The 25228-nt window shown below is 72.0% G+C and carries 25 protein-coding genes; 13 read left to right on the forward strand and 12 right to left on the reverse strand.

Annotated elements, in window-relative coordinates; genetic code table 11:
- The first annotated feature begins 46 nt into the window (after positions 1-46).
- Together EBO15_RS07645 and EBO15_RS44070 are read left to right on the forward strand one after the other, a co-directional pair.
- Positions 47-949, forward strand: coding sequence for a LysR family transcriptional regulator (locus EBO15_RS07645; protein ID WP_122193708.1), 903 nt, complete (start codon positions 47-49; stop codon positions 947-949).
- Positions 950-1177: 228 nt separating this feature from the next.
- Positions 1178-3442 carry a hypothetical protein gene (locus EBO15_RS44070; RefSeq protein WP_158628147.1) on the forward strand — a complete coding sequence of 755 codons (2265 nt, stop codon included), beginning with the start codon at positions 1178-1180 and terminating at the stop codon, positions 3440-3442.
- Between the two features lie 162 nt (positions 3443-3604).
- Here the strand turns inward: EBO15_RS44070 and EBO15_RS07655 are convergent, their stop codons facing one another.
- Positions 3605-3850, reverse strand: coding sequence for a hypothetical protein (locus EBO15_RS07655; RefSeq protein WP_199744386.1), 246 nt, complete (start codon positions 3848-3850; stop codon positions 3605-3607).
- Positions 3851-4156: 306 nt separating this feature from the next.
- On the opposite strand from EBO15_RS07655, the gene EBO15_RS07660 reads away from it, so the two are divergent.
- Positions 4157-5206: an MFS transporter gene (locus EBO15_RS07660; protein ID WP_267898387.1), complete on the forward strand. Its 1050-nt coding sequence runs from the start codon at positions 4157-4159 to the stop codon at positions 5204-5206.
- A gap of 35 nt (positions 5207-5241) precedes the next feature.
- A complete protein-coding gene (soxR, locus tag EBO15_RS07665) occupies positions 5242-5703 on the forward strand; it encodes a redox-sensitive transcriptional activator SoxR (RefSeq protein ID WP_122193618.1) in 462 nt (153 codons plus the stop codon).
- 557 nt (positions 5704-6260) lie between these two features.
- On the opposite strand, the gene EBO15_RS47230 is transcribed toward soxR, so the two are convergent.
- Positions 6261-7034: a hypothetical protein gene (locus tag EBO15_RS47230; protein WP_378238489.1), complete on the reverse strand. Its 774-nt coding sequence runs from the start codon at positions 7032-7034 to the stop codon at positions 6261-6263.
- Between EBO15_RS47230 and EBO15_RS07675 the strand changes: the two genes are divergently transcribed.
- On the forward strand, positions 6915-8099 hold the full coding sequence (locus tag EBO15_RS07675; RefSeq protein ID WP_378238486.1) for an IS256 family transposase: 1185 nt from the start codon (positions 6915-6917) through the stop codon (positions 8097-8099). The two genes, EBO15_RS47230 and EBO15_RS07675, sit on opposite strands and share 120 nt — an antisense overlap.
- A 490-nt stretch (positions 8100-8589) precedes the next feature.
- On the opposite strand, the gene EBO15_RS07680 is transcribed toward EBO15_RS07675, so the two are convergent.
- Together EBO15_RS07680 and EBO15_RS07685 are read right to left on the reverse strand one after the other, a co-directional pair.
- A complete protein-coding gene (locus EBO15_RS07680) occupies positions 8590-8979 on the reverse strand; it encodes a nuclear transport factor 2 family protein (RefSeq protein WP_147481413.1) in 390 nt (129 codons plus the stop codon).
- A 52-nt stretch (positions 8980-9031) separates the two neighbouring features.
- The gene (locus EBO15_RS07685; RefSeq protein ID WP_122193622.1) at positions 9032-10288 is read right to left on the reverse strand and encodes an MFS transporter; all 1257 of its coding nucleotides are present in this window, start codon (positions 10286-10288) and stop codon (positions 9032-9034) included.
- A 97-nt stretch (positions 10289-10385) separates the two neighbouring features.
- Between EBO15_RS07685 and EBO15_RS07690 the strand changes: the two genes are divergently transcribed.
- Complete coding sequence (locus EBO15_RS07690; RefSeq protein ID WP_122193623.1) at positions 10386-10955, forward strand: TetR family transcriptional regulator; 570 nt, start codon at positions 10386-10388, stop codon at positions 10953-10955.
- Positions 10956-10959: 4 nt separating this feature from the next.
- On the opposite strand, the gene EBO15_RS07695 is transcribed toward EBO15_RS07690, so the two are convergent.
- From EBO15_RS07695 to EBO15_RS07705, 3 genes are all read right to left on the reverse strand, one after another.
- A complete protein-coding gene (locus tag EBO15_RS07695; RefSeq protein ID WP_122193624.1) occupies positions 10960-11619 on the reverse strand; it encodes a TetR/AcrR family transcriptional regulator in 660 nt (219 codons plus the stop codon).
- Between the two features lie 59 nt (positions 11620-11678).
- A complete protein-coding gene (locus EBO15_RS07700) occupies positions 11679-12287 on the reverse strand; it encodes a DsbA family oxidoreductase (protein WP_122193625.1) in 609 nt (202 codons plus the stop codon).
- A 184-nt stretch (positions 12288-12471) separates the two neighbouring features.
- On the reverse strand, positions 12472-13908 hold the full coding sequence (locus tag EBO15_RS07705) for an MFS transporter (RefSeq protein ID WP_122193626.1): 1437 nt from the start codon (positions 13906-13908) through the stop codon (positions 12472-12474).
- An 88-nt stretch (positions 13909-13996) separates the two neighbouring features.
- Between EBO15_RS07705 and EBO15_RS07710 the strand changes: the two genes are divergently transcribed.
- The 6 genes from EBO15_RS07710 (at position 13997) to EBO15_RS07735 (ending at position 18817) form a co-directional block, all read left to right on the forward strand.
- Positions 13997-14572, forward strand: coding sequence for a TetR/AcrR family transcriptional regulator (locus tag EBO15_RS07710; protein ID WP_122193627.1), 576 nt, complete (start codon positions 13997-13999; stop codon positions 14570-14572).
- Positions 14573-14794: 222 nt separating this feature from the next.
- Positions 14795-14989: a hypothetical protein gene (locus tag EBO15_RS07715; RefSeq protein ID WP_122193628.1), complete on the forward strand. Its 195-nt coding sequence runs from the start codon at positions 14795-14797 to the stop codon at positions 14987-14989.
- Between the two features lie 102 nt (positions 14990-15091).
- Entirely contained in the window at positions 15092-15997 is a 906-nt protein-coding gene (locus EBO15_RS07720) for an ABC transporter ATP-binding protein (RefSeq protein WP_122193629.1), read from the forward strand.
- Position 15998: 1 nt separating this feature from the next.
- Positions 15999-16739 carry an ABC transporter permease gene (locus EBO15_RS07725; RefSeq protein WP_122193630.1) on the forward strand — a complete coding sequence of 247 codons (741 nt, stop codon included), beginning with the start codon at positions 15999-16001 and terminating at the stop codon, positions 16737-16739.
- Between the two features lie 22 nt (positions 16740-16761).
- Positions 16762-18135: a sensor histidine kinase gene (locus tag EBO15_RS07730; protein WP_233616042.1), complete on the forward strand. Its 1374-nt coding sequence runs from the start codon at positions 16762-16764 to the stop codon at positions 18133-18135.
- The gene (locus EBO15_RS07735) at positions 18128-18817 is read left to right on the forward strand and encodes a response regulator (RefSeq protein ID WP_122193631.1); all 690 of its coding nucleotides are present in this window, start codon (positions 18128-18130) and stop codon (positions 18815-18817) included. Before EBO15_RS07730 ends, EBO15_RS07735 begins: the two co-directional genes overlap by 8 nt.
- 33 nt (positions 18818-18850) lie before the next feature.
- On the opposite strand, the gene EBO15_RS07740 is transcribed toward EBO15_RS07735, so the two are convergent.
- Positions 18851-19468: a TetR-like C-terminal domain-containing protein gene (locus EBO15_RS07740; RefSeq protein ID WP_122193632.1), complete on the reverse strand. Its 618-nt coding sequence runs from the start codon at positions 19466-19468 to the stop codon at positions 18851-18853.
- 66 nt (positions 19469-19534) lie between these two features.
- Here EBO15_RS07740 and EBO15_RS07745 point away from each other — a divergent pair, with 66 nt between their 5' ends.
- Positions 19535-20869, forward strand: coding sequence for an alpha/beta fold hydrolase (locus EBO15_RS07745; RefSeq protein WP_122193633.1), 1335 nt, complete (start codon positions 19535-19537; stop codon positions 20867-20869).
- Between the two features lie 21 nt (positions 20870-20890).
- Here EBO15_RS07745 and EBO15_RS07750 read toward each other — a convergent pair whose 3' ends face one another.
- The 4 genes from EBO15_RS07750 to EBO15_RS07765 are packed head-to-tail and all read right to left on the reverse strand — an operon-like array spanning position 20891 to position 25194.
- Entirely contained in the window at positions 20891-21595 is a 705-nt protein-coding gene (locus EBO15_RS07750; RefSeq protein WP_122193634.1) for a TSUP family transporter, read from the reverse strand.
- Positions 21596-21641: 46 nt separating this feature from the next.
- Positions 21642-22997 (reverse strand): MFS transporter, encoded by a 1356-nt coding sequence (locus tag EBO15_RS07755; RefSeq protein ID WP_233616043.1) that lies wholly within the window; start codon positions 22995-22997, stop codon positions 21642-21644.
- Positions 22994-23845, reverse strand: a complete 852-nt coding sequence (locus EBO15_RS07760; RefSeq protein ID WP_122193635.1) for an SDR family NAD(P)-dependent oxidoreductase — start codon at positions 23843-23845, stop codon at positions 22994-22996. Before EBO15_RS07760 ends, EBO15_RS07755 begins: the two co-directional genes overlap by 4 nt.
- Positions 23842-25194 carry a flavin-containing monooxygenase gene (locus tag EBO15_RS07765; protein WP_122193636.1) on the reverse strand — a complete coding sequence of 451 codons (1353 nt, stop codon included), beginning with the start codon at positions 25192-25194 and terminating at the stop codon, positions 23842-23844. The genes EBO15_RS07760 and EBO15_RS07765 overlap by 4 nt, the downstream gene beginning before the upstream one ends.
- Positions 25195-25228 lie beyond the last annotated feature (34 nt).

The following is a 25228-nucleotide window of genomic DNA, read 5'->3' on the forward strand; positions in this document are numbered from 1 at the left end:
CCAAGAGAGGTCTTGGGTGCAGGGGAGTAGGGTGCCCGGTGTGTCCATGACCTTCGACGACCTGCGGGTCTTTGTGGCGGTCTGCCAGGCCGGGAGCCTGAGCGCGGTCGCCAGGGACCTGTCCTGCACCCAGTCCGCGGTGAGCCAGCACGTGAAACGGCTCGAGCGGGAGACGGGCGTGCGGCTGCTGGAGCGCCGGCCGCGCGGCGTCGTCCCCACCCCGGAGGGGCTGGTGCTCCAGGCCGCGGCGCGGGAAGGGCTCACCGGACTCGACCTGGCCCTTCGCCGACTCGGCGAGCTCGCGCGCGGGGAGGCCGGATCGGTCCGGGTGACCACGGGCTCGACGACGGTGCGGCACTTCATGTCCGAGGCGGTCGTCGCGTTCCGCGAACGTCATCCGGGCGCGAGCCTGGAGTTCCGGACGGAGACGTCCAGCCAGAGCTGTTTCGACGCGCTCGCGGAGGGTTCGGTCGATCTGGCCTGGGTCACCATCGGCGGCCAGGCGCGGGGGATGGAGCAGCATCCGGTCGCCGAGCTGCCGTGGGTGCTCGCGGTGCGGAACGACGACCCGCTCGCCCGCCGGGAGTCGGTCGCGGCGGCCGACCTCGCCGGGATCCGGCACATCCGGCTCCCGGAGAACTCCTCGTCCCGGGCGCATCTGGACGCCGCGTTCGCCCGCCTCGGCGTCCACCTCTCCTCGGACACCGGCGTCGCCGACTGGGACACCGCCATCCTGCTCGCCGAGCTCGGTGTCGGCCACGCCGTCGTCCCGGCGCTGCCGGGGCAGGGCGCGTCCGGCGGACCGCTGAGGTTCCTGCCCCTGCCGGAGCTTCCTCCGCTGTCGGTCGGATGGGCCGTCCGCCGCTGGGACGCGCTCACCCCGCTCGCCCGCGCCTTCGCCGACATGGTCGCCCACCAGAGCCGGACGTCCACGAACGCGACGCGCTGAGGACGTCCACCAGGCGTGGCCGAAATGTCACACGACATGGCGAGATCGGCCGAGTTCTGCTTGCCGCCACGAAGGCGGGTCGTGAAGATCCAGAGGGACATAGGGTGCGAAGAAGGGCGTCCAAGTCGGTTGTCGTCAACCGGCCGTGGCATGGGCGCCCCTCGACATGCCCGCAGCCGGCTCGGTCATGTCCTGTCAATGATTCAGCGGGAGCTTCTCATCAAGACCGTGCAGCGTGCGTTCTCCACCTTGTTCGCCGCCTCCGACCTGGCGGACTGGCGTCCCCTCATGGCCTCGGCTCCCGACTGTTTCGCCCTGTCGCTGGCGAGCGGGCGGCTGCCCTCGCGACTCGTCGAGACCCTCATGGAAGAGGGGAGCGGCGAGCGCCTCCAGCATCTGGCGGTGAACGGGGACGTTCTCGGCGACGATCCGGAGCTGCAGGCACGCCTCACCGCGACCGGTCTTCCCAAGGTCGGCGAGGCCATCGCCATCGACCGGACCAGCAGGAGCCCCTGGTGGACGTTGCGCGGGTGCCGCGACATTCTGGCCGCCGCGCGGCCTGGCGAGGACTGGACGCTCCCGGGCGGCGCCGTGTGGCGGCTGGCGAGCCACGGCCCGCATCGGCGTCGTGCCCTGGTGGTGTGCCCGATCGGACGGACCGCGCGATCGACGCTGATCGACATCGCCTCCGACCTCACGCGCGCCGAACAGCTGCGGGGGCTGCTGACCGTCCACGACCACGACGGCGGACTGGTGCAGCTGGGACATCTCAACCAGAACAAGCTCCGCCCGGAGGCCGCCGAGGTTCTGCGGACCGTTCTGGCCACCGGAGACGCCGCCCCGTTGCGTGAGGCGGTGGCCGTCGCCGAAGGCACCGAGGGGCTCATCGAGGAGCTCCACGAACTGGACTCACTGGACGAATGCCTGGACATGCTGGGGCTGCGCGTCCGTCCCGACTGGGAGGCCCTCCGCCGCGCTCACGCCGACCGTCCGTTCGGTGATCACGCGCTGGAGGCGCTCGCGACCCACCCCGACTGCCTCGCGGACCTGCGTCCGGTTGCGTCCCCCGAAGCCGCGCACGCCACGCAGGACGAGGCCGGCAGGCGCGAACTGGCCGCCCTCGTCGCCAAGCACCTCGGCGACGATGTCGAGAGGTGGCGTGCCGTCCGCGCCCGGCTGCCCCGATTCCACGGGGACCTCACCGACCTTCTCGTGGAGATCGGCGAGGCCGCGCCGCCCAAAGGACGCGCGAAGCCGGCCGCCTGGCCGGGCGCCGGGGAGCTGCCCGCCTGGGACAAGGTCGCCTCCGTCTCGGGCAACCGCGCGAAGTTCCTCGCCCTCATGGACGCCGCGTCCGTCGAGACGCAGTTGAAGCTGGTCAAGCATCTGGACGACCGGACGGTCGGCGACCTGTTCGGCCAGGGCGTCTGGCATGATGACTGGCTCGAGTTCGCCATGAAGGCGAGGCCGAAGCTGTACCGGCTGGCGCTGGCGCAGCGGCCCTCGCTCACCGCCGAGGCGATCGGGACGCTGATGGGCCGGGACGACCCGGCGATCAACGCCCGGCTCTTCCTGCGGACCGCCGCCACCGGACCCCAACGCGAACGACTGCTGTCCGGGCGCCTGAGCAAGGACCTGGTCGAACGCCTCCTGGAGCGCGACGGCGGCTTCCGCGGCCGCGACGCGGTCAGCTGCTCCAACACGGAACTACAGCGGCACATCCTGACCCTGGTCCGGGTGCGCGGCATCCTCCCGCAGCAGCGGCTGATGCTCAACCTGTGGGAACGCGGCGGACCGGACGCGGTGCGCAGGCTCCTGGAGAACGAGCCCGAGGGGCGGAAGTTCTCCCAGAAGGTCCTTCGCGCGGAGGCGCGCAAGCCCGTCAGGAACCTCCTGGCCGAACCGGACGCCGACGAGGCGCTGGAGAAGCTCCGCGCCGTCGTCACCGCCGGTGAGACCCCCGAGGCCCAGGCCGCCCTGCTGCGCAAGCGCGGCACCCACCCCGAAGCCTCCGAGGTGTTCCGCGAGGCGCACCTGTGGCAGTGGGACGGGCTCCTCGCCGAACACCGGCGCGAACCCCTCGGCACGATCGTCCTGCTGGGCCTGGCGGAGATGGCCGAATGCCCGCAGGCACTCCGCGATGAGGCCGAGCGTCAGCAGTGGCGCTGGATCAGGGAGACCAACGAGGTCATCGTCGGCGACACCCCTGAGGAGATCCTCCGCGACAACACCGCCGGCCCGTGGCTGCACGTCGCGGTTCGCGAGGGCGCGGTGACCTGGGAGCAGGCGGCCGCGCTCGCGCAGCCGGCCGAGAACGCGCTGGCCGCGATGACCGGCCCGGACGCGCGAGCGGCCCTCGCCCCCCTGGTCCGCGAGTACCTCGACCCGTCCCGCGACTCCTGGATGCTCGCCCTGCGCATGCTTCCGGATTTCGTCGGCAGCGTCACCGAGCTCCTCCACACCGCCGCCCTCGCGACTACCGCACCGCACTAGCCACGACTTTCGTGACGGTCCGCCGGTTTGCCTGGCGGGCCGACTCGGCTGTGCGGATTGGTGCGGGCAGGCCGACGGGCCCGGCTCTCGCGTCGGGTGGGCAGAGGCACTCTCCGTCTGGTTGATCAAGACCCAGGCAAGGCCCACGCGTGAGAGCCCGGGTCAGCCGTGCTCTCGGCCTGGCAGGGGCGCACCGTCCAGGAACGCGTGATAGGTCGCAATGGCATCCGGCTCGACTTCTGGGCTGGAGGGGCCGTAGCGGGTGTCGGTGCGGTCCCGCTTCGGTCCAGAGACCCAGAACTCCTCATCGGTCTGCGTGTCGTAGAAGTTCGCGTCGAACATCCCGCCTGCCCGGCGCAGTGTCCTTCCCTGAAAATACGCGGTGCTCCACGTCTTCGAAAAGTCCACCCACCCGATCCACGAGGGTCCGCGGTCGGTGTCGTAACCAGACTTCAACTGCACGAACATGAGGCGTCGAGGCATGTGCCCAGGGTCCCGTGCAGCCCTCACCCGCGACCAGCGGTTTTTCAGGGGGCAGAAGGACACACACGCCCGACTGCACCTCTTCACCTGGAAAGCGCTTCCTTCCTTGCAGCCCGCCGCTGAGCTGGCTGAGGTCTCTTTGAGGGCCTCGTACCAGCGAGTTTGACCTCAACTGTGGTTGAGCTGGTGAGGTTTCGCCATCTGCTTCGGGACAGGAGACGGAGAGCAGCCATGGCGAACAGCAGGGACACGGCGGAGAGCAGGACCCCTTCGTATGCGGCTCCGGCGGATCGGCCGTCCTCGTTGACGCTCCCGGTGGTCTTGGCCGGAGTCGTCCTGGTGGCCATGTCCATCTCGGGGACCGCGGTGGCGCTGCCGAGCATCGGTCGTGACCTCGATGCCTCCGGGTCCCCGCTGAACTGGGTCGTCGCCGGGTACAACCTGGCCTTCGCGACGATGACGCTCATCGCGGGATCGACCGCCGACCGGATCGGCAGACGGCGGGTGTTCGTCGCTTCGGCGCTGGTCTTCACGGCCGGGTTCCTCGGGACGGCGCTGAGCCCGGCGATCGTCGTCACCGACGTCACCCGCGTCGTCTCCGGTGCCGGCGGTGCGGGGATCATGGCGGCGGGCGGCGCCATCCTGGCGTCCAGTTATGACGGCGCGGCCCGCAACCGCGCCTTCGCCTTGATGGGCACCATGGCCGGAGTCGGGATCGCCGTCGGCCCCACCCTGTCGGGCCTCATGGTCAGCGCGGCCGGATGGCGGGGGAGCTTCGCGGTCTTCACCGTCGTCGGCCTGCTGGTCGCCGCGGGCGGGACACGCGCCCGCGAGTCCCGCACGGCCGGTGCCGGCCGGTTCGACTGGGCGGGCGGCCTCCTGTTCGTCGCGGCACTGGCACTGCTGATGTTCGCGCTCCTGGAGGCGCCCGCGCTCGGCTGGACGCACCTCGTCGTCCTGCTCACCGGAATCGCAGGGCTGGTCGTGCTGATCGCCTTCGGCGTCGTTCAGCGGCGCAGTGACGCTCCGGTGCTGGCGCCCGCCCTGGTCGCCAACCGCGGATTCCTCGGCTGGAGCCTGGCGTCCAGGCTCGGCGATACCGGACGCGCCGCCGAGGTCGGAGCCGGACGGCTCACCGAGGGAGCCGAGCGCGTGGAGCTGGACGCCTTCACCTGGTCGTGGCACGTGACCCAGCTCGGCGTCGGCCTGCTCTGCCTCGTCCTGACCGTCACCGTGGCCGCCCTGATCGGCGGTCGCGCCGCGACGTCCCGTTCCACCTGACCACCAACGCTCCGGAGAAGGGAAAGAGCAGCGTCATGTATGCCAGTCCAGACGACCACCTCACGATCGGTGAGGTCATCCGCCGAACCGGCATGCCCGCCTCCGCCCTGCACTTCTACGAACGCAAGGGCCTGATCTTCAGCGAACGCACCAGCGGCAACCAGCGGATCTTCTCCCGGCACATGCTCCGCCGGATCTCCCTGATCATCGTGGCCAAGCGCCTCCACATCCCGCTGTCGGACGTCGCCGAGGTCTTCGCCGGCCTCCCCACCGACCGCGCCCCCACCCACAAGGACTGGCAGCGGGTCTCCCGGCGCTGGAAGAAACAACTGGAGGAACGCCGCCGGGTCATCGAGAGCCTCGAACGCGAGCTCACCGGCTGCATCGGCTGCGGCTGCCTGTCCATGAAGGCCTGCCTGCTCCTCAACCCCGACGACACCCTCCGCGGCCACGGCCCCGGCCCGGTCCGCATCCAGCAACCAAGCGCCACACCCTGATCCTCTCGGGATGCGACCGATGCCGCCGAGTTCAGAGACCTACCAGCAGAGGCTCACGAACGCTGGGCCGAACATGCATAGGGACGCGGGCGGCCAGCGAAACGCGGTGGCGATACCTGACCCGGCCACGCCCCATGGCGCGGGAGGAGGGGGCGTTCGCCGACGACATGGGTTGTCCGTCCACGTCGGGGACCTGGCGGTGGCGCTCGTCGAACTCGCCTCGACCGTCCGCCGCGGAAGCTGCCACGTGCCGGCGCGGACGCGGTGAGCCGACGTCGGCCTGCCCGGCCCGGTCGACATCCGCCTCGACCGCACCCTCACCCGGCAACACCTGCGGGCCAGGCGGCGTGAATCCCGCGCTTCGGCTTCTGAAGAGTGGCCTGAGCGGCGACCGGAGGGCGTCGCCGTCCTCAATCTCCAGCAGACCTATCTGAACGCCTCCCGACCGGAGAGCACCGCACCGACTCTCACTACAACACCCACCGAAGGATGCGTCTGCTGGAGCGGCCACCTGTGCACCTGCGGCGGCGGATGACGAGGTTGCCAGGAAGCCTTTGTCAGCGGCGAAGCCGGTTGAGGGCGGCGGTCAGCTCGGAGGCGACCCGCTGGGCGCGGTTCTGCTGGTCGATCAGGCGATCGTGGGCGTTCTCGCCCGTATCGCCGTCCTCGGTGATCACTTCCACTATCACGTTCTGCACGCGGAGCAGGATGTCGCTGAAGCCGAGGCGACCGAACGTGGTCGTGGCGTATGCCTCGTCGCCGAGCGGGACCCGCCTCCAGGACTTGGCGTCGGGATGGACGTACTTCATATTGATTCGGTTCTTTTGGGCGAAAGCCCCACTCGCTTCGGCGGTCGCGTCCCACGGGTTTTCCGGCCAGAACACCTTGAGCGTGATCGTGGTCGCGTTGGGCCACCTCTGATGGGGTGGAAAGTTGAGCAGATTGCATATCCAAGAGCCCAGTTTCGTGCCCTCGATCGGGCTGCATACGGGGTGCTTATCGGCTTGGGGGCGCAGGGCTTTGAGCAACGCGGGGGACAGCAGTCGACCAGCGTCGGGGACGGCCGGGATCTCGGGACTGTACGGTTTTCGGTGTAACTCCTGATCAAGGAGTTGCTCGTGATGACAACTGAAGCGAAGGCGGATGCCGCGGTGGCCGAGCCCGACCAGCTGACCGGTGACGTGGTGGGCCAGGACCTGATCGGTCAGCTTGTGGCCCAGGCCCGCGAGCAGGGTCTGGATCTGACCGGTGAGGGTGGGTTGCTGGCCCAGCTGACCAAGCGGGTGCTGGAGTCGGCGTTGGAAGGTGAGATCACCGACCATCTCGGCCATGACCGGCACGAACGCAGTGGTGAGCGGGGCGGGAACGTCCGTAACGGTCATCGGGCCAAGACCGTGACGACCGAGATCGGGCCGGTCGAGATCGAGGTGCCCCGGGACCGGGAGGGCACCTTCGAGCCGAAGATCGTGGCCAAGCGGCAGCGGCGGCTGACCGGGGTGGACGAGATGGTGCTGTCACTGTCGGCCAAGGGCCTGACCCATGGTGAGATCAGCGCGCATCTGGCGCAGGTGTATGGCGCGAGCGTGTCCCGGCAGACCATCTCCACCATCACCGACAAGGTGATCGAGGGCATGGTCGAGTGGCAGAACCGGCCGCTGGACCCGGTCTATCCGGTGGTGTTCCTGGACGCGATCCAGGTGAAGATCCGGGACGGGCAGGTCGCCAACCGCCCGATCTACGTGGCCCTGGCGGTGACCGTTGATGGCACCCGCGACATTCTCGGGTTGTGGGTCGGTGACGGCGGCGAGGGCGCCAAGTACTGGCTGCATGTGCTGACCGAGCTGAAGAACCGGGGCGTGGCCGATGCGTGCATGGTGGTCTGCGACGGGCTGACCGGCCTGCCCGACGCGGTCGCGCACGTGTGGCCGCGGGCGGTCGTGCAGACCTGCATCGTCCACCTGCTGCGCAACTCCTTCCGGTATGCGAGCCGGCAGGACTGGGACAAGATCGCACGCGGACTCAAGCCGGTCTACACGGCCCCGACCGAGCGGTGGCTGGAGTTCGCCGAGACCTGGGGCAGCAAGTACCCGGCGATCGTCCGGCTCTGGGAGAACGCCTGGGCCGAGTTCGTCCCGTTCCTGGCGTTCGACCCCGAGATCCGCACCGTGATCTGCTCCACCAACGCGATCGAGTCGGTGAACGCCCGGATCCGCCGCGCGGTCAAGGCCCGCGGCCACTTCCCGACCGAGCAGGCCGCGCTCAAGTGCGTCTACCTGGCGGTCATGAGCCTCGACCCCACCGGCGCGGGCCGCAAACGCTGGTCCAAGCGCTGGAAGCCCGCCCTCAACGCCTTCGAGATCGCCTTCGAAGGCCGCCTCACCAACACCCGACACTAACCCCCACAACACCCAGTTACACCGTTAACTGGACAGACCCGGGATCTCACCTGGACGGAATGTCGGTTTCCAGGTGGGAGTTGCCGAGGAGGATGTCAGGTGCTTGGGGGAGCCGGAGCCTGTGGTGCAGCCCGTCGCAGCGCTGAGCGTGAGCGCTCCGGCAAGTAGCAGCCCAGGCGCGTAGGAGCGGGATTGCATCATGTGAACACGACGGATCCGCAAGAGGAACTCCTCGATCGGGGCAGGCTGCCAGCAGTGGATGCTGGAATTCCGGCATGGCCCCGGCGCGCTGCGGGATACGCGCTGGGTTGGGGACTAGGACGACGGCCGGGTGCTGCCGGTTCCCATGGTTCTTCGCCGCGATCTCGGACATGAAGAAAGGCGCGAACGGTCAGCGGCGGGTGGGGTCGGCCTCCTGAAGGGGGCGAACAGGCCGAGCAGGCCGGGCATCGGTGCGTCCGGCCTGCTCGGCTTCACTGGCTCCTGAGCGTTAGGCGGCGAGTTGGGACTGGAAGATGGCGCTGTTGAAGTAGGCCTTCGCTTCCCGGATGAGGCCGGATTCGTTGAGTTCGTAGATGTTGATGCCGGACCAGTTGACCGGCTTGCCGTCCAGGGCGACGGCGGCGCCGCGCCAGGAGACGGCCACGTGGTCGCCGATGGTGTGCGCCTCGAGGGGCGTCAGGCCGAGGAAGGGCTGGAAGTTGGGCAGGACGGAGGCGATGAAGTCGTGGATGGCGGCGCGTCCGGTGATCGGGGTCGTGCCCACGGGGTCGTGGAAGACGCCGTCCTCGGCGAACGCGTCCGCCCAGGCGTCGACGTCGCCCTCCTGGGAGGCGCGGAAGAACTGCAGGACGGCGTGGGGCATGGCTGGGAAGGTCACGACGGAACCTTTCGGTGTGTTCTGACTTGTGGTCGGGGAGTGGAGGTGTCGGTCACCTTGGGGTGGTGATGGTTGAGGGGCCGGCCTTCAGGGCGTCCTCCAAACGGGTGCGGTGGGCCGGTCTGGTTCTGGCGGTGAGGGCGGTGGCCGCGGCGGTGGTCGCGGTGAGGGCTGTGAGGGCGCAGACGCCGGGCCAGCCGAGGTGGGTGTAGGCGCGGATGCCGAGCCATGAGCCGGCGCTGCCGCCGAGGAACGAGCAGGTCATGTAGGCGGTGTTCAGGCGGTTGCGGGCCTCGGGGCGCAGGGCGAAGATGCGGGCCTGGTTGGCGACCTGGCTGCACTGGATCGCGACGTCCAGCAGCAGGAGGCCGAGGGCGAGGGCGGCCAGGCCGACCGCGCCGCCGACGATGCCGGCGGAGAGGATCGCGGACGCGGCGAGGGTGGCTCCGATGCACCAGGCGTTCACGCGGTCGGGGCCGTAGCGGTCGACGCGGCGTCCGGCGGCGGGCGCGCAGAACATGCTCGCCGCTCCGATGAGGGCCAGGACGCCGACCGCCTGGGCGTCCAGGTGGTAGTGCGGGCCGGTGAGCAGGAGGGCGAGCGCGGTCCAGGTGGCGCTGAAGCCGCCGAAGAGGGTGGCCTGGTAGAGCGCGGAGCGGCGCAGGTCGGGCTCGGTCCGCAGCAGGCGCAGGGTGTCGGCGAGCAGGGCGGGGTAGCGGTCGCGGGCGGACGGCGCGACCCTGGGCAGGGCCAGGCCGAGGACGAGCGCGAGCAGTCCGGTGAGCGCGGCGGCGGTCAGGTAGGGGGCGCGCCAGCCGAGGTGTTCGCCGAGGACGCCGCCGAAGGTGCGGGCGAGGAGGATCCCGCCGATGAGTCCGCCCTGCAGGGTGCCGACCACCGCGCCGCACCGGTCGGGTGCGACCAGGCCGGCGGCCAGGGGCAGCAGCAGTTGGGGGACGACCGTGGTGAGTCCGACCAGGGCTCCGGCGGCGACCAGGAAGCCGGTGGCCGGGGCGAGTCCGGCGGCCAGGAGCGCGCACCCCGTCAGGGCGAGCAGCACCGTGATCAGCGGACGGCGGGGAAGCCGGTCGCCGAGCGGGACGAGCAGGAAGATCCCGGCGGCGTAGCCGAGCTGGGTCACCGTGGCGACGTTCGCCGCCGTCCCCGGCGTGATCCCGAATCCGTCGGCGATCAGCGGGGTGAGGGCCTGCGGGAAGTAGACGTTGGCGACGCTGACGCCGCAGGCCAGCGCCATCACCAGGGACAGCCGCCGGAGGGATGAGGATGTGGGGGGATCGCTTCGGGGCATCGTGACTCCAACCGAACGAACTAGATGGTTCGAATGGCGAGAGCGTCGCACGCGGACCGGGGCGACGTCAAACGAACCAGTTCGTTACCATCGGGTCATGGCGTACGACTCGACGGCGACCAAAGAGCGGATCCTCGCGGCGGCGACCAGTGAGTTCGCCGCGTACGGCATCGCCGGTGCGCGCGTGGACCGCATCGCGGCCCAGGCCCAGGCCAACAAGCGGGCGATCTACGACTACTTCGGCGACAAGGACAAGCTCTTCGCGGCCGTCCTCGAACGTCTCATGACGGACCTGGCCCAGGCCGTCCCGCCCGGGGACGACGACCTGTCCGCCTACGCCGAGCGGCTCTTCGACCACCACCGCGCGCATCCCGAGGCGCTGCGGATGCTCATGTGGGAGGCTCTCGAACTCGGCGACCAGCCGGTTCCTGGGGAAGAGCCCCGAACGCGTCATTACGAGGACAAGGTCCGGGCCATGCAGGCCGAGGACGGCGACGACTCCCGGACGCGCCTGTTCCTCGCGCTCGGCCTGGTCGGCTGGAGCCTGGCCCTGCCCCAGGTCCGCCGCATGATCCTCGGCGCCGACCACGGTCTCGACGAGATGCGGGCGGACGTCGTCCGGGCCGTCCGGGCGCTGCCCGGGGGAGGCGAGAACCCCGAGGGGTGACGGCCTACCGCGGCGGGCGGTGCTCCCAGCGGCAGGAGAGCAGGTCCGGGGACGGCGCGGATCCCGGCAGCGGAGGGTTGCCGGAGCGCAGGCCGTCGAGCGCGATCGTGATCATGCGGGCGTGGGCCTCACGCGCCGCGTCGGCGAGATCGCCGCGGCCCTGCCGGTCGAGCTGGTCGGTCAGGGGCGACTTGGCGAGTTGCTCGACGAGCAGCGAGATGTCGGTGGACGTCACGTCGCTCCGGAGTGTTCCGGCGGCGTGCGCGCGGGCCACCAGGTCGTGCAGCAGCCCGTCGACGCGGGTGGACTTGTCGGTCATCTCGTCGGTGACGGCGATCGTGCCCGCCATCGGGCCGAGCGAGCCGCCGCTGAACTCGACGGCGGCCCGCACGTAGTGGACGAGCCCCTCCCAGGGGTCGTCCTGCCGGAGCCCGGCCTCGGCGGCGTCGACCCACTGGTCGAGCGAGAGCGCGCAGAGGTGCTGGAAGAGCTCGTCCTTGGTGCGGTAGCGGCGGTACACGGTGGCGATGCCGACCCCGGCGCGCGCGGCGACGGCGGCGACCGAGGCGTGCGCGCCGTCCCTGGCCAGGACCTCCCTGGCGGCGTCCAGCAGGGCCCGGTCGTTGCGGGCGGCCTCGGCGTGCCGGGCGGCTTTGCGTGCCATGCGCGCACCCTACCAGCCAAACGAAGCCTTCCTGTCCGTTTAGTGCCGCTCCCCGGACGCTACCCGCCGAGCAGTCGCGTCAGCGCCTCGACGCCCTGCACGGCCGAGACGGCCGCCCCGGTCTCCGTCACCAGCGTCGGGACGCCCTGCACGCCGAGTTCGTCCGCCCGCCGTTCGTCCGCGCGGACGCTGTCGGCGAACGCGTCGCCCGCGAGAACCTCGTCGACCTCGTCGGAGGTGAGACCGGCGTCGGCGGCGAGCGTTCTCAGGACGTCCGTGTCGGCGATGTTGAGGCCCTCGGTGTGGTAGCCGCGCAGCAACCGCTCAAGGACCTGATCGGCCCTGCCCTGGGACGCGCCGAGATGAATGAGCCGGTGGGCGTCGAACGTGTTGACGGGACGGGCCTTGTCCAGATTCAGGGCAAGACCCTCGGCGGCGCCCAGCGTGCGGATGTGCTCGATGCGCGCGGCGGCGTGCTCGGGGCTGGGCTGGTAGGAGGCGATCAGCTCGGCGGCGGTCCCGGCGGGGACGGACGACGCGTCCGGGCCCAGTTCACGACTGCGCCACACCACCTCGGCGCCGGGGACGGCCTTCAGCGCGGCGGAGAGTCTGCGCTTGCCGATGTAGCACCAGGGGCAGAGGACGTCGAAGAAGACTTCGGCTCGCACAGGGGGGATCCCTTCATTGTCGGCTCGGCGTATCCACCGCCACCACCACGGCACGCATGACCCTCAGAAACGGATAGAAACGCTTCGTTTAAAACGATAGCGGATAGATCCACTCCGTTCACGGGCCGGGGATACCCGGCAAGCCCCTCCTGGCGATCCTGAGCAGTGCCGGGCTCTGGTCGCGTCAGTGACTCATGGTGTCCTCGTGAACGCGTGGGGCCGGGCTCGCCGGTCGTGACGTTCCGGCGCTCCTGGTCAGCCACAGGCCCGTGAGCACGGCTGTGGCCAAGGTGGCGACGCCGACCACGACGAAGGCGCTGTCGAGCCCCGCCTCGAAGGAGGCGCCACTGGACTGCCGGGTGCGGACGACGGCTCCGAGCACCGCCACGCCGAGGACCGCGCCGATCTGCCGGGTGGTGCTGCTGACACCCGACGCCAGGCCGCCCTCCTGCGGGCTGACCGACTGGATGGCGGCGCCGGTCAGCGGGGACATGGTCAGGGCGAACCCGATCCCGACGACGGCCAGCCGCCACCACACGTTGGAGTAGCCGGTGTCGGCGTGCACGAAGCCCAGGGCCAGCAGTCCCAGTCCGGCCAGGGCCAGGCCGGTCGTGACCATGATCCGGAAGCCGTACCGGGCGGCGAGCCGGCCCGCGAACGGGCTGACGACGACCATCGCGAGCGTGGCGGGCAGCGTCTGCACCCCGGCGCGCAGGATCGAGCTGCCCTGGACGTAGACGAAGAACTGGGAGAAGAAGAACGACGAGCCCATGAGTGCGAAACCGACCACGACCATGGCCGTGTTGGAGACCGTGAACAGCCGTTCCCGGAAGAGTCGCAGGGGCAGCATCGGTGCCGGGACCCGCCCTTCGACGACCACGAAGACGACGAGGATCACGGCCGCGGCGGCGAAGCCGCCCAGGATCACCGGCGAGGTCCAGCCACGGGAGCCGCCCTCGATCAGCGCGTAGGTGAGCGCGCCCACGCCCAGGATGGACAGGACCGTTCCCGGGACGTCGATCGCCGGCGCGTTCGGGTTGCGGGACTCGTCCAGCACGCGCAGGCCGGCGACCAGCAGGGCCACGCCGACGGGCAGGTTGACGAGGAAGATGGCCGGCCAGCCGAAGGCCTCCACCAGAACGCCGCCGGCCAAGGGGTCGGCGGCCAGGCCGATTCCGCTGAGTCCGGCCCACAGTCCGATGGCCCTGACCCGCTCCTGCGGAACCGGATACGCGGCGGCGAGCAGTGTCAGCGAGGCGGGGCTCAGTGCCGCGGCCCCGATGCCCTGCAGTACCCGCCCGGCGATCAGCCAGCCGATCGAGGGCGCGGCGGAGCACAGGACGGACGCGGCGGTGAACACCACGACGCCGGCCAGGAAGATCCTCTTGCGGCCGAAGCGGTCGGCGAAGACGCCGCCCGACAGCAACAGCATGGCGACCAGGAGCACGTAGGCGTCGACGATCCATTGCAGCCCGGTCAACTGGGTGTGGAGCCGCTCCCGCATGTCGGGCAGCGCCGCGCCGACGATCGTGTTGTCGAGCAGCACCATGAACTGCCCCAGGCAGGTCACCGTGAGCAACGCCGCCCGGTTCGGCACGGCCACCGGCGGTTCAGACTTCATCCAGCCTCCTAAAGCAGTTCCCTACTGCTTTAGGAGGCTACGCAGCGCGCGCCGTAAACGCAACTGCGGGCTGCGCTAAGGTCGGGGCATGGAGGAGCGAAAACCGGTCCGGCGGCCCGGCGGGCGCAGTGCCCGCGTCCGGGCCGCAGTGCACCAGGCCGTCACGGAACTGGTCGGCGAGCGCGGCTACGGCGAGTTCACGGTCGGTGACGTCGCGGCCCGCGCGGGCGTGGCCGACACCAGCGTCTACCGCCGGTGGGGCACCCTGGAGGCCCTGCTCGCCGACGTGGTCCTCACGCGCCTGAACGCGCGGTCGCCGATGCCCGACACCGGGAGCCTGGCCGGTGACCTGCACGCCTACGCGGCCCAGGTGGTGCGCGAGATCACCGGACCTGAAGGCCTCGCGGTGCTCCGCCTGGCCTTCGCCCTGTCGAACAAGGGCGAGCAGGGGCTGCGGGCACGCGACGAGTTCCTCGCCGAACGCACCCGCTTCCTGCAGGCCATGCTCGACCGCGCCGCCGAACGCGGCGAGCGTCCACCCGACGTGATGGACGTGCTCGACCACATCATGGCCCCGATGTACATCCGCGTCCTGTTCGGTGAGGATCCGCTCACCCCGGACTACATCGCCGGACTGGTCGACCGGCTGCTGGGGCAGCCCTGACCTCTGCCCTGGCAGAGACAAGGGGCAGAGACACAGATCGTCCGGGCCCAGGCCGACATCGGCGCGCTGCGCGCCGAGTGCCCGGACGAGGAGTCCTTCGACGACATCGGGGAGTTCGACCGCGCCTACGAGGACTGGGACGCGAGGTGCGAGGCGCTGCTGTGGAACCCCGACCGGACGGTCGGCGCGATCGTCCTGTGCCATGCGGGATGCGCGTCCCGCGTGTGGCTGGTCGTCAGCGGACCCGAGCGCGGACACCTGTGGTCGGACGACCGGGTCGACGACGTCGACCTCGTCGACCTCGCCCCGATGCTCGGCCCGGACGGCGAGCCGGTCACCTTCACCGCCTGGTACCGGGCATGGCTGGACGAGACCACCCGTGAGCTCGCCGGCCGTCAGGACACGGCGAGCGTCTGACGGCGGAGGGGGAGGTCGGAGGCGGGAATCAGCCGATCGGCTGATGCCGGGTCCGGCGGGATGGGCGATGCCCGGGAAGGGGACGCCGGGAGATCCTCGGGCATGGCGATCATCGAAGTCGACCGGCTCGCGAAGTCCTACGGGGGCCGGACGGTGCTGGACGGGGTGTCCTTCGCCGTCGAGGAGGGGGAGATCTTCGGGCTCCTCGGTCCCAACGGCGCCGGGAAGACCACCACCGTCGAGTGCGTGGAGGGGCTGCGCCGTCCCGACGGCGGTCGGGTGCGGGTGGCCGGGAGGGACCCGGCCACCGACCGGAGGCGCGTCACCCCGATCCTCGGCGTGCAGCTCCAGCACAGTGACCTTCAGGACAAGCTCACCGTCCGCGAGGCGCTGGAGCTGTACGGCGCCTTCTACCCGCACCCGGCGGACCGGCGCGAGCTGGCCGGGCGGCTCGGCCTGGACGACCTGCTCGACCGGCGCTTCGGGACACTGTCGGGCGGGCAGAAGCAGCGCCTGTTCATCGCGCTGGCGCTGATCGGACGTCCGAGGGTGGTGGTCCTGGACGAGCTGACCACCGGCCTGGACCCGAACGCGCGCCGCGACACCTGGGAGCTCATCGACGGCCTCCGCGACGACGGCGTGACGATCCTGCTGGTCACCCACTTCATGGAGGAGGCGCAGCGGCTGTGCGACCGCGTCGCCGTGCTCCGGTCGGGGGTCCTGGCCGCGCTGGACACGCCCGCCGGGCTCATCGAGCATGCCCGGAACGCGACCGTCGTGTCCTTCACCCCCTCGCGGCCGCCCGGTGACGACGCGCTCGCCGCGTTGCCCGCCCTCCGGACCGTCCGGCGCGCGGACGACGGGCGGCTGGTCGTCAGCGGGACGGACGCGACCGTCGAGGCGCTGATGTCCCTGCTCGCGCGCGACGGGATCACCGCGCACAACCTCCGGGTGGAGAGCGCCACCCTCGACGACGCCTATCTCGACCTGACCCGCGGGGAGCACTGACATGTCCGCGTCCATCGCCGTCCTGAGGGCCGAGGCCCGGCTGCTGTCCCGTGAACCGGCCAGCGTGTTCTGGATCCTCGCCTTCCCCGCCCTGCTGCTGGCGCTGGTCGGCTTGGTCCCGTCCTTCCGGGCGGAGGCCACCTCCCCCGGCGGGGGACGGACCATCGACCTGTACGTCCCGGTGACCGTGCTGCTCGGACTGGTCATGGCCGGTCTCCAGTCGCTGCCGCCGACCCTCGCGGGCTATCGCGAGAAGGGCATCCTGCGCCGCATGTCGACGACGCCGGTCCGGCCGTCGGCGCTCCTGGCCGCCCAGGTGGTCGTGCACGGCGCCGCCGCGCTGGCGAGCGGGGTCGTCGTCCTGGTCGTCGGACGCGTGCTGTACGGCGTCGCCCTTCCGGCCAACCCCGCCGCGTACGCGGGGACGCTGGTCCTGGTCACGCTCACCGCCCTGGTCGCCGGGGCGCTCGTCGCCGCGCTGTCGCGCACCGCGAAGGGCTCCACCACGGTCGCCACGATCCTGTTCTTCCCCGTCGCGTTCACTGCGGGGGTGTACGTTCCGGTCCAGTCCATGGCGGAGGAGCTGCGGCGCGTCGTGGAACTGACCCCGTTCGGCGCCGCCTCCCAGGCGCTCCACCAGGCGTCGTCCGGCGGTTGGCCCGGGCCGTCCCACCTGGCCATCATGCTGGTGTGGACCGTGGTGCTGGGAGGGGTCTCCGCCCGCTGGTTCCGCTGGGAATGATCAGAACGCGGGGGGACAGGCGATGGACGGCACACCGGACGGGCGGACGGCACTCGCCGTGAAAGAGCCCCCGCCCGCCGCGAACCACACGGCACTCGCGGCGAACGACACCGCGCTCGCGGTGAGCGAGATGCCGGACGCGGGGGACGCGGGGGACGCGCGCGGCGTGCTGGTCTGGCCGCGCTGGCTGCGGTCCGGGGCGCCGTTCGTGCTGCTGGGAGCGGGTGCGGCGCTCGCGACGGTCAGCGCGGACGCGCTGATGACGCCGGACAGGAGGCGCGCCACGGTCGTCCTCGCGGTGGCGGCGCTGGTCCTGGAGACGTGGTGGGGGCTCGCGGGTGGGAGGGGGCGTCCGCGCGGCCCGGCACATCGGATCTACTACCTGCTGCGGTGGGCGGCCGGTTTCGGACTGGCCTGGTGCAACCCCCTGTTCGCCGTCTACGCGCTGCTCGGCTACTACGACGCGGAGCGGCTGCTGCCGCGTCACCTGGTGCGTCCCGCGCTGTTCGCCACCGCCGTCACCATGGCGGGCTCCAACGCCGGTGGCCTCCCGCCCGCCGAGGGCAGGCACTGGCTGGCGTTCGTGGCGCTGCTCGCACTGCACGCCGGACTCGCCCTCGGCTTCGACCACCTGGTCGTCAAGGACTCCGAGTACGCGGCGTCCAGAGCGGCGGCCCTGGCCGAGGCGCGCCGGGCCAACGCCCGCCTCACCCAGGCGCTCCAGGAGAACGCCGGACTCCACGCCCAGCTTCTCCTCCAGGCCAGGGAGGCCGGTGTCGCCGACGAGCGCAGGCGGCTCGCCGCCGAGATCCACGACACGCTGGCCCAGGGCCTGACCGGCATCGTCACCCAGCTCCAGGCGGCGGCCGACAGCCCCGACCCGGCCACGACCCGCGGCCATGTGCGGCGCGCGTCCGCGCTGGCCCGGCACAGCCTGGGGGAGGCCCGGCGGTCCGTCCAGGACCTCGGGCCCGGCCAGCTGGAGCACGACCCGCTGTGCACGGCCCTGGAGAAGATCGTCAAGGACTGGTCGGACGAGACGGGCGTCCAGGCGGAGTTCGTCCTCACCGGCACGGCCGAACCCCTCCACGACGAGATCGAGGCCGCGCTGCTGCGCATCGCCCAGGAGGCGCTCGCGAACGTCGCCCGCCACGCGGACGCCCGGCGCACCGGCGTCACGCTCTCCTACATGGACGACGAGGTGAGCCTGGACGTCCGCGACGACGGAACCGGCTTCGACCCCCGCACGCCTCCCGCGCGCGAGGGCGCCGGAGGCTTCGGCCTCAGCGGCATGCGGGCCCGCGCCGAACGCGTCGCCGGAACCCTCAACGTCGAGTCGGCCCCAGGATTCGGGACGGCCCTGTCCGCGCAAGTACCGTTGGTGCGCCATGACTGACCCCCTCGCCACCTCCGGCGATGCCACCTCCGGTGATGCCGCCTCGTCGTCCTCGCCGCGTCCCGTCACGCTGGTCATCGCGGACGACCATCCCGTCGTCCGGCACGGCCTGCACAGCATCTTCGCCTCGTCGCCGGACTTCGCGGTGCTGGGCGAGGCCGCCGACGGGCCGGAGGCGGTCGAGCTGGTGGCCCGCCTGGACCCGGACGTCGTCCTGATGGACCTGCGCATGCCCGGCGGCGGTGGCGTCGAGGCGATCGAGGAGCTGTCCCGGCGACGCGTCCGGACGCGGGTGCTCGTGCTCACCACCTACGACACCGACTCCGACACCGTCGCGGCCATCGAGGCCGGGGCGACCGGTTACCTGCTCAAGGACACCCCGCGCGACGAGCTGTTCGACGCCGCGCGGGCCGCCGCCGAGGGCCGGACGATGCTGTCCCCGGCCATCGCCGCCCGACTGGTCTCCCGGATGCGCTCCCCGGGCAACGACGCTCTGAGCGCTCGCGAGCGCGACGTCCTGCGCCTGGTCGCGCAGGGGACGTCCAACCGGGAGATCGCCGCGCTCCTGTTCATCAGTGAGGCCACCGTCAAGAGCCACCTCACCCACATCTACGGAAAGCTGCAGGTCAAGGACCGCGCCGCCGCCGTGGCGACCGCCTATGAGCGAGGCATCCTCGGCTGACCGCCCGCGCTCTTCCGGTGAGGCCCGGCCCGGTCAGGGGGCGGGTTCGGCGTCGCGGAGTTCGCGGAACGTCGAGGGGGTCGCCCACCCGCGCAGCGCGGCGGGGATCGCCGAGCGGAACGCCGCGTCGGCGGTGGGGGCGTCGAGGGCGTCGGCCAGTTCGAGCGTCACCAGGCCGTGCAGGGTGATCCACAGGGAGAGGGCGATCGACGTCGGGTCGCCCGCGAGGACGGATCGCGCCACGGCCCGGTCGATCGCCGCGACGAGCGGCCGGACGGGGTCCTGCGTGCCGACCTCGCCCGACGGGTCGAAGGACTGCGCGCCCCCGAACAGCACCGTGTAGAGGTGGCTGTGCCCGCGCCCCCACCGCCGGTAGGCGGCGGCCAGGGCATGGAGGTCGGCGAGGGGGTCCTCGGAGGAGGGCACCGCCGACAGGTCCTGGAACAGGCCGGCGACGGCCCGGTCGCGCACGGCCCGGATCAGCCCGTCCTTGCCACCGAACAGGGAGTAGACCGCCGTGGTCGAGGCGTCGGCGGCGGCCGCCACGGCGCGGACGGTGACCGACTCCCGTGGACCCGTGGCCAGCATCTCGGTCGCGCGCGCGACGAGCCGCTCTCCGACCGCCTCGTCGTTCGTCCTCGGTCGTCCCATGCGGGAGAGCCTACCGCCCGTGGTAACGTCGTTTTGAAACAACGTTTTAAAACGACGGGATCCCCCATGCCCACCTTCGCCCTGCGTTCCCTCCGCCTCATCGGACGCCTGCTGGCGGCACTGGCCGCCGTCATGGCGGCGACCGTCCTCTTCCTGGTGTCGATCGTCCTCACCGACGGGGCCGCCTCGGGATTCGCCGCCTGGGCGGCGACCCTCGCCCTCGCCCTCGCCGTCGCGTTCTGGCGGAGCCGCCGCCGTGCCCGCGCGGCGCGGCTCGTGCCGTTCGTGCCGGTGCTCGTCGCGGCGGCGCTGACGGTCACGGTCTGCGTCCCGACCGTGTCCACGACCCGGCGGCTCCCGCCCGACCTGCCCTTCGTCGCCACGGACCACTGGAGCCTGAGCACCGGCAGCAGGGTCGCCGTGTACCACTACCCGCCCACCGGCTCCGGCCCTCGCCATCCGATCCCGCTCGTGTACCTCAACGGGGGACCGGTCCGCGGTATATCGGTGCTCGACCACCGCTTCCTGCGGCTTCTGGCCGGACGGGGCTACGACGTCTACACCTACGAACAGGCCGGAGGCGGACGCAGCGACCTGCTCCCCATGGGCGAGTACACGATTTCCCGATCGGTCCGCGACCTCGGCGCCTTCGTCCAGCGGCTGGGGAAGGGCAAGGCGGACGTCCTCGGATTCTCGTCGGGCGGGGCCCTGCTCACCCGGGCCCTCGCCGAACCCTCCGTCGCCGCCCGCCTGCACCGGGCGGTCGTCGCCGAGCCCGGCCCGATGGACGGCCCCACCGCCAAGCTCGGCGGGCACAAGGGGCGCCCGTCCGCGCGCGGCCTCGCCCCGGCCATGACCGGACCGCGCTCGACCCGCGTCCCCCGGTACGCCGTGACCTTCGGGCTGATGCGGCTCGGCCTCCTCAGCCCCGGCACCGGGCTGGTCGGGCAGGCCGAGGGCGTCAACGCGTTCACCGCCGCCGACCTCGGCAGCGACACCGCCTCCGCCTACTGCGCGCGGGACGCGCACCGCATCCCGACCGAGGACACGGCGGACAACTTCTCCTTCAGCGCCGCCGCCAGCCTCCACATCCAGCAGACGGTGAAGGACTCGCCGTCGATCGCCCCTCAGCTGAGGCGCTCGAAGACGCCCGCCATGCTGATGATCGCCGAGTGCTCCTCCCAGATCCGCCAGTGGGAGACGACCGTCCTGGCCACCGACCTCGCCGTCCAGCGGACGCAGTACATGCCCGGCGTCGGGCACCACATGTGGAACGGCCTGGACGGCGACAACGACCGGGCTGCCGCCGTCATCACCGCGTTCCTGCAAGACCGGCCCGCGCCTTTGCCGAACTACCCCACCCGCGAGCAGATCCCCGCCTTCCTGAGCGAAGGCCGGTGACCCGCGCGCGAAGACGGTCCCTCAGGTGAGGGCGTTGACGATCAGGGCGAGGGCTCCGACGCAGGACACGACGAGGACGCCGGTGCGCGTCGCGGCCGGAGGCATGCGCGGGGCCAGGACCATGCCGATGGCCGCGCCGACGGCGAGCGCGGGGACGGCGGGCCACGGCGGAAGGACGAAGCCCAGGACGGCGGCGGTGGCCACGTTCTGGACGAGGAAGAACACCTGCAGCGTCGCGCGGCTCTCCCTCGGAGGCCAGCCCGCGTTGGCGGCGTAGAGGCCGATCGGGGGCCCGCCCACGCCGCCGATGACGTTGAGCCCGGCGCTGCCGAGGCCCGTGAGCCAGGCCCCCGCCGGACGCAGGAGGAACGACGAGCGCAGCCCGCGGGCCAGCAGCGCCACCCCGAGCAGCACCCCGCATCCGGCGGCCACGGCCACCACCCGGGTGTCCACCCCGCTCAGCAGCCACGCCACGACCGGTGTGGCCAGCAGCGTGGGGACGAGCAGACTACCGGCGTCACGCGGACGGGCGTGCCGCCAGTCGCGGGACAACGGAAGCAGCGAGGCGAGCACGGCCAGCACCAGGACGGCGGGGACGCCCCGGTGCGGCCCGAACGCGGCGATCAGCGCCGGGGCCGCCACCAGGGAGAACCCCATCCCCGTCGCCGCCTGCGCGAACGCCCCCACGGCGACCGCCGCGACGGCCACCACCTCGACCCCGCTCACGCCGCGTGCCCGATGTCGCGGCGTCCCTGGTCACGTGGCGTCCCGGTCATGAGGCGTCGTCGAGGGTGTAGCGCCGCTGGAACCCCAAGGCGACGGCCATCAGCACGGCCGGGACGACGGTGAAGCCGACGCGCAACGCCGTCAGCGCCGCACCGGACTGGACGGCGTGCTCGTCGGCCGTGCTGGACACGAACCCGCCCAGCGCCAGGATCGCGGAGTACACGTAGGGGCCGACGGCGGTGCCGGTCGCCTCGGTGGCGGTCCACACGCCGGTGTAGGCCCCGGCCTTCGACGATCCGGCCGCCTCCGCCGCGGCGACGGCGTCGGGCACCATCGAGAACGCGAACAGCTGGAGCCCGGAGAACGCGACCCCCATCGCCATCACGACGGCGGCGGTGCAGACGATCCCGGGCGTCCCGTCGAGGGCGGCGCCCGGCAGCAGCGACAACGAGCCGACCGCGAAGACGCTCTGGGAGAGCAGCAGCCCGCGCTGCTTGCCGATCCGCCGCGACCACGCCGTCCACGCCGGGCCCGCGAACAGCGCAGGTCCGAGGAACAGGCCCATGAAGAGCGCCGTGAGCTTGGAGTCGTCGAAGACGTACTCGGTGACGTAGGGGAGCGCGGCCAGGAACAGATGCGTGGTCGTGCCGGTGAACAGGTACGACAGGACGAGCGCGCGGTAGTCCCGGTCCCGCCAGGCGACCCGCAGGTCGGCGAGCGTGGAGTGCCCGGCCCGCTCGTCCGGCGCGCGGAATCCGCACGTGCCGGTGAGCCTGCGCACACCGGCCAGCGCCACGGCCGCCGAGACGACCATGACGGACGCGAGCAGCAGCGCCATCCGCGTGTAGTCGCCGCGTCCGCCGGCCGAGCTCAGCGCCGGCGCGGCGATCCCCGCGCCCAGCAGCCCGACGGTCAGCAGGACCATGCGGAACATGAAGACCCGCGTCCGCTCGTGGTACCCGACGAGCAGGTCGGACGGCGTCGTCAGGTACGGCACCTGGAAACCGGCGAAGAGCAGGTTGCCGACCACGAACCAGCAGCCCACCCACAGCGCCGCCCACGCCCCCGAGAGCGCGGACGGCACGCTGAACATGGCGACCATGGCCACGCCCAGCAGCAGGCCGACGCGCATCATCCGGCGGCGGTGGCCGAACCGGCGCGCCTCCCGGTCCGAACGCGACCCGAGCAGCGGGTGGACGACGACGTCCACCGCTTTGGGCAGCAGCAGGACCAGGCCGGCCAGGAGGGCGGGGACGCCGAGGACGTCGGTGAGGAAGTACAGCAGCAGGAGGCCGGGCACCGTGACCCAGACGCCCATCCCCACCGACCCCGTGCCGTACAGCGCGAGCGTGCCCCGGCCCGCCCCCGCCTGGAGGCGGGGACGCGTGTCCGGGGAGGTCACGGCCGCTTCCGGTTCCGGTGGCGCTCGATCACGCCCGCGGCGAGGGCGGCCCCGTCGAAGGCGCCCGCCAGGGCCCGCGCGGCGAGGGTGCGCGCCACGATCCGGTCGGTGAGCGCGGGCAGGTGGCGGGCGAGGAAGAACTCCACCGCGCCCTTGCGGGTCGTGGTCACGTCCCGGCGCGCGCGGGTGGACAGCGCCGTACGGACGATCGCGTCGACCACGCCGTCGAGCGGCTCGTACACGCTCATGCCCTCCAGCGACAGCCCCGCCGCCTTCGTCGAGTCGTGGATCGGGCTCCGCACCGCGGACGGGTAGACGCAGCTGACCGTGACATGGGTGCCGAGCTCGAGGCGCAGCGCGTCGGCGTAGGCGACCATGGCCCGCTTGGACGCGCCGTACGCCGCCGCGAGCGGAAGCTGCATGACCGCCATCCGGGACGTCACCATCACCACGCGTCCGCGCGCGGCGACCAGGGCGTCGACGCAGGCGGCCGTCACGCGCCAGGTGCCGAGCAGGTTGATCTCGAGCTGGCGGCGCACCTCGTCCTCGGGGGCGTACTCGGCGGGTGCGGGGCCGCCGATCCCGGCGTTGTTCACCAGGATGTCGAGTCCGCCCAGTTCGGCGAGGGCCTCGGCGACCCCGGACGTCACGCTGGCGGAGTCGGTGATGTCGCAGCCGATCACGGTGAACGGCTCGTCGCCGGAGGGCCGCAGGTCGAGGCCGACCACGTGCGCCCCGGCCCGCGTGAGCCGCTCGCCGAGGGACCGGCCGATGGTGCCGGACGCGCCGGTGATGAGGATCCGCCGTCCGCGGGGGTCCTGGAGCCGGTCGAGGAGGGGGATCGTCATGCGTCTGCCTTCGCGCTCGGGGTGTGGACGGTGGCGCCCTGGGCCGCCCGGCGGACGCCCGCCTGGATCTCGCGGGGGAGGGCGGCGACGTACTGGTCGAAGTCGATGCGCATCATCGGCCGCTTGCGGCCCCACCGCCGGACCGCAGCCGCGTGGGCGCGGCGGACCGCGGCGCGCTGCTCGGCCCGCGGCGGCAGCGCGTAGCGTCCGCCGAGGTGGGCGGCGACGAGCCTGGCCTGCGCCTCCACGACCGGCAGCGCGGCGCCGGTGGACTGCATCAGCCCGATGAACGCCAGCGTCGGGTCGTCGAGGTGGAAGACCCGCTGGTAAAGCGGCATCGCCTCAGGGTCGTCGCCGAGCCACCGGCGGTCGAGGAAGGGGATGGTCACCCGGTAGCCGGTCGCCCACACGATCACGTCGACGTCCTCGGCGGCGCCGTCGGTGAAGACCACCCGCCCGCCGTCGAGCCGCTCGATGCCGGGACGGGCGGCGACCTCGCCGTGGGTGAGCCGGTGCAGGATCGTGTCGCTGATCGTCGGATGGTTCTGGAAGAGGCCGCCGGAGGGCTTCGGGAGCCCGTAGCTCTCCGGGGTGCCCACGGCCAGCCGCAGCATGGTCTCCGCGATCCGCTGCCGGACGCGCCACGGCAGCACGGCGAGGAGCCCGCCGGTCGCGTCCGACGGACGGCCGAAGAGGTACTTCGGGACGATGTGCGCGCCGTGGCGGGCCGAGAGCAGCACCGGCCCCTCGGAGACGTAGGACGCGTCGACGGCGATGTCCATGGCGGAGTTGCCCATGCCGACGACGAGCACCCGGCGTCCGGCGAACACGGCGGGGTCGCGGTAGTCGTGGGCGTGCATCTGCGTGCCGTCGAAGTCGCCCGGGTAGGCGGGGGACGGCCACTTGGGGTCCCAGTTGTGCCCGTTGGCGACGACGACCGCGTCGAACTCCTCGGTCACCGTCTCGGCCGCGGCGTCGCGCGAGTCGACCTCCCAGCCCGCGCCGGTGCGGCGGACGGCGGTGACGGTGGTGCCGAACCGGATGCGGTCGGTCACCCCGAACCTGTCGGCGTACTCCGCCAGGTAGCCCGCGATCAGGGCGGCGGACGGATAGTCCGGCCACAGCGACGGCATGGGGTGGTCGGCGAACTCGGTGCGGCCCTTGCTGGTGTTGAGGTGCAGGCTGTCGTACGCCGGGGACGTCCCGCCGGGGGCGTCCTGGACCCACAGGCCGCCCGGGCGGTCGCCCCGCTCCAGGACGGTGACGTCCAGGCCGTCGTCCAGCAGTGCCTTGGCCGCGGCCAGCCCTGCCGCGCCGGCGCCGACCACCGCCACCCTCGTCGCGCCCATGCCGGGTCTCCCTTCCGTCGAGGGCGCTCATTCA

It is taken from the genome of Actinomadura harenae (genome assembly GCF_003696215.1).
In the GTDB taxonomy this organism is placed as follows: Bacteria; Actinomycetota; Actinomycetes; order Streptosporangiales; family Streptosporangiaceae; genus Spirillospora; species Spirillospora harenae.

Bases quoted from the DNA above. Each gene is read 5' to 3' on its own strand.
- EBO15_RS07690 (WP_122193623.1), top strand. From the start codon at position 10,386: ATGGCGTACGACTCGACGGCGACCAAAGAGCGGATCCTCGCGGCGGCG.
- EBO15_RS07760 (WP_122193635.1), bottom strand. From the start codon at position 23,845: ATGACGATCCCCCTCCTCGACCGGCTCCAGGACCCCCGCGGACGGCGG.
- EBO15_RS07695 (WP_122193624.1), bottom strand. From the start codon at position 11,619: ATGGCACGCAAAGCCGCCCGGCACGCCGAGGCCGCCCGCAACGACCGG.
- EBO15_RS07710 (WP_122193627.1), top strand. From the start codon at position 13,997: ATGGAGGAGCGAAAACCGGTCCGGCGGCCCGGCGGGCGCAGTGCCCGC.
- EBO15_RS07645 (WP_122193708.1), top strand. From the start codon at position 47: ATGACCTTCGACGACCTGCGGGTCTTTGTGGCGGTCTGCCAGGCCGGG.
- EBO15_RS07730 (WP_233616042.1), top strand. From the start codon at position 16,762: ATGGACGGCACACCGGACGGGCGGACGGCACTCGCCGTGAAAGAGCCC.
- EBO15_RS07660 (WP_267898387.1), top strand. From the start codon at position 4,157: ATGGCGAACAGCAGGGACACGGCGGAGAGCAGGACCCCTTCGTATGCG.
- EBO15_RS07745 (WP_122193633.1), top strand. From the start codon at position 19,535: ATGCCCACCTTCGCCCTGCGTTCCCTCCGCCTCATCGGACGCCTGCTG.
- EBO15_RS07720 (WP_122193629.1), top strand. From the start codon at position 15,092: ATGGCGATCATCGAAGTCGACCGGCTCGCGAAGTCCTACGGGGGCCGG.
- EBO15_RS07685 (WP_122193622.1), bottom strand. From the start codon at position 10,288: ATGCCCCGAAGCGATCCCCCCACATCCTCATCCCTCCGGCGGCTGTCC.
- EBO15_RS07705 (WP_122193626.1), bottom strand. From the start codon at position 13,908: ATGAAGTCTGAACCGCCGGTGGCCGTGCCGAACCGGGCGGCGTTGCTC.
- soxR (WP_122193618.1), top strand. From the start codon at position 5,242: ATGTATGCCAGTCCAGACGACCACCTCACGATCGGTGAGGTCATCCGC.
- EBO15_RS07735 (WP_122193631.1), top strand. From the start codon at position 18,128: ATGACTGACCCCCTCGCCACCTCCGGCGATGCCACCTCCGGTGATGCC.
- EBO15_RS07740 (WP_122193632.1), bottom strand. From the start codon at position 19,468: ATGGGACGACCGAGGACGAACGACGAGGCGGTCGGAGAGCGGCTCGTC.
- EBO15_RS07725 (WP_122193630.1), top strand. From the start codon at position 15,999: ATGTCCGCGTCCATCGCCGTCCTGAGGGCCGAGGCCCGGCTGCTGTCC.
- EBO15_RS07765 (WP_122193636.1), bottom strand. From the start codon at position 25,194: ATGGGCGCGACGAGGGTGGCGGTGGTCGGCGCCGGCGCGGCAGGGCTG.
- EBO15_RS47230 (WP_378238489.1), bottom strand. From the start codon at position 7,034: ATGGCCGAGATGGTCGGTGATCTCACCTTCCAACGCCGACTCCAGCAC.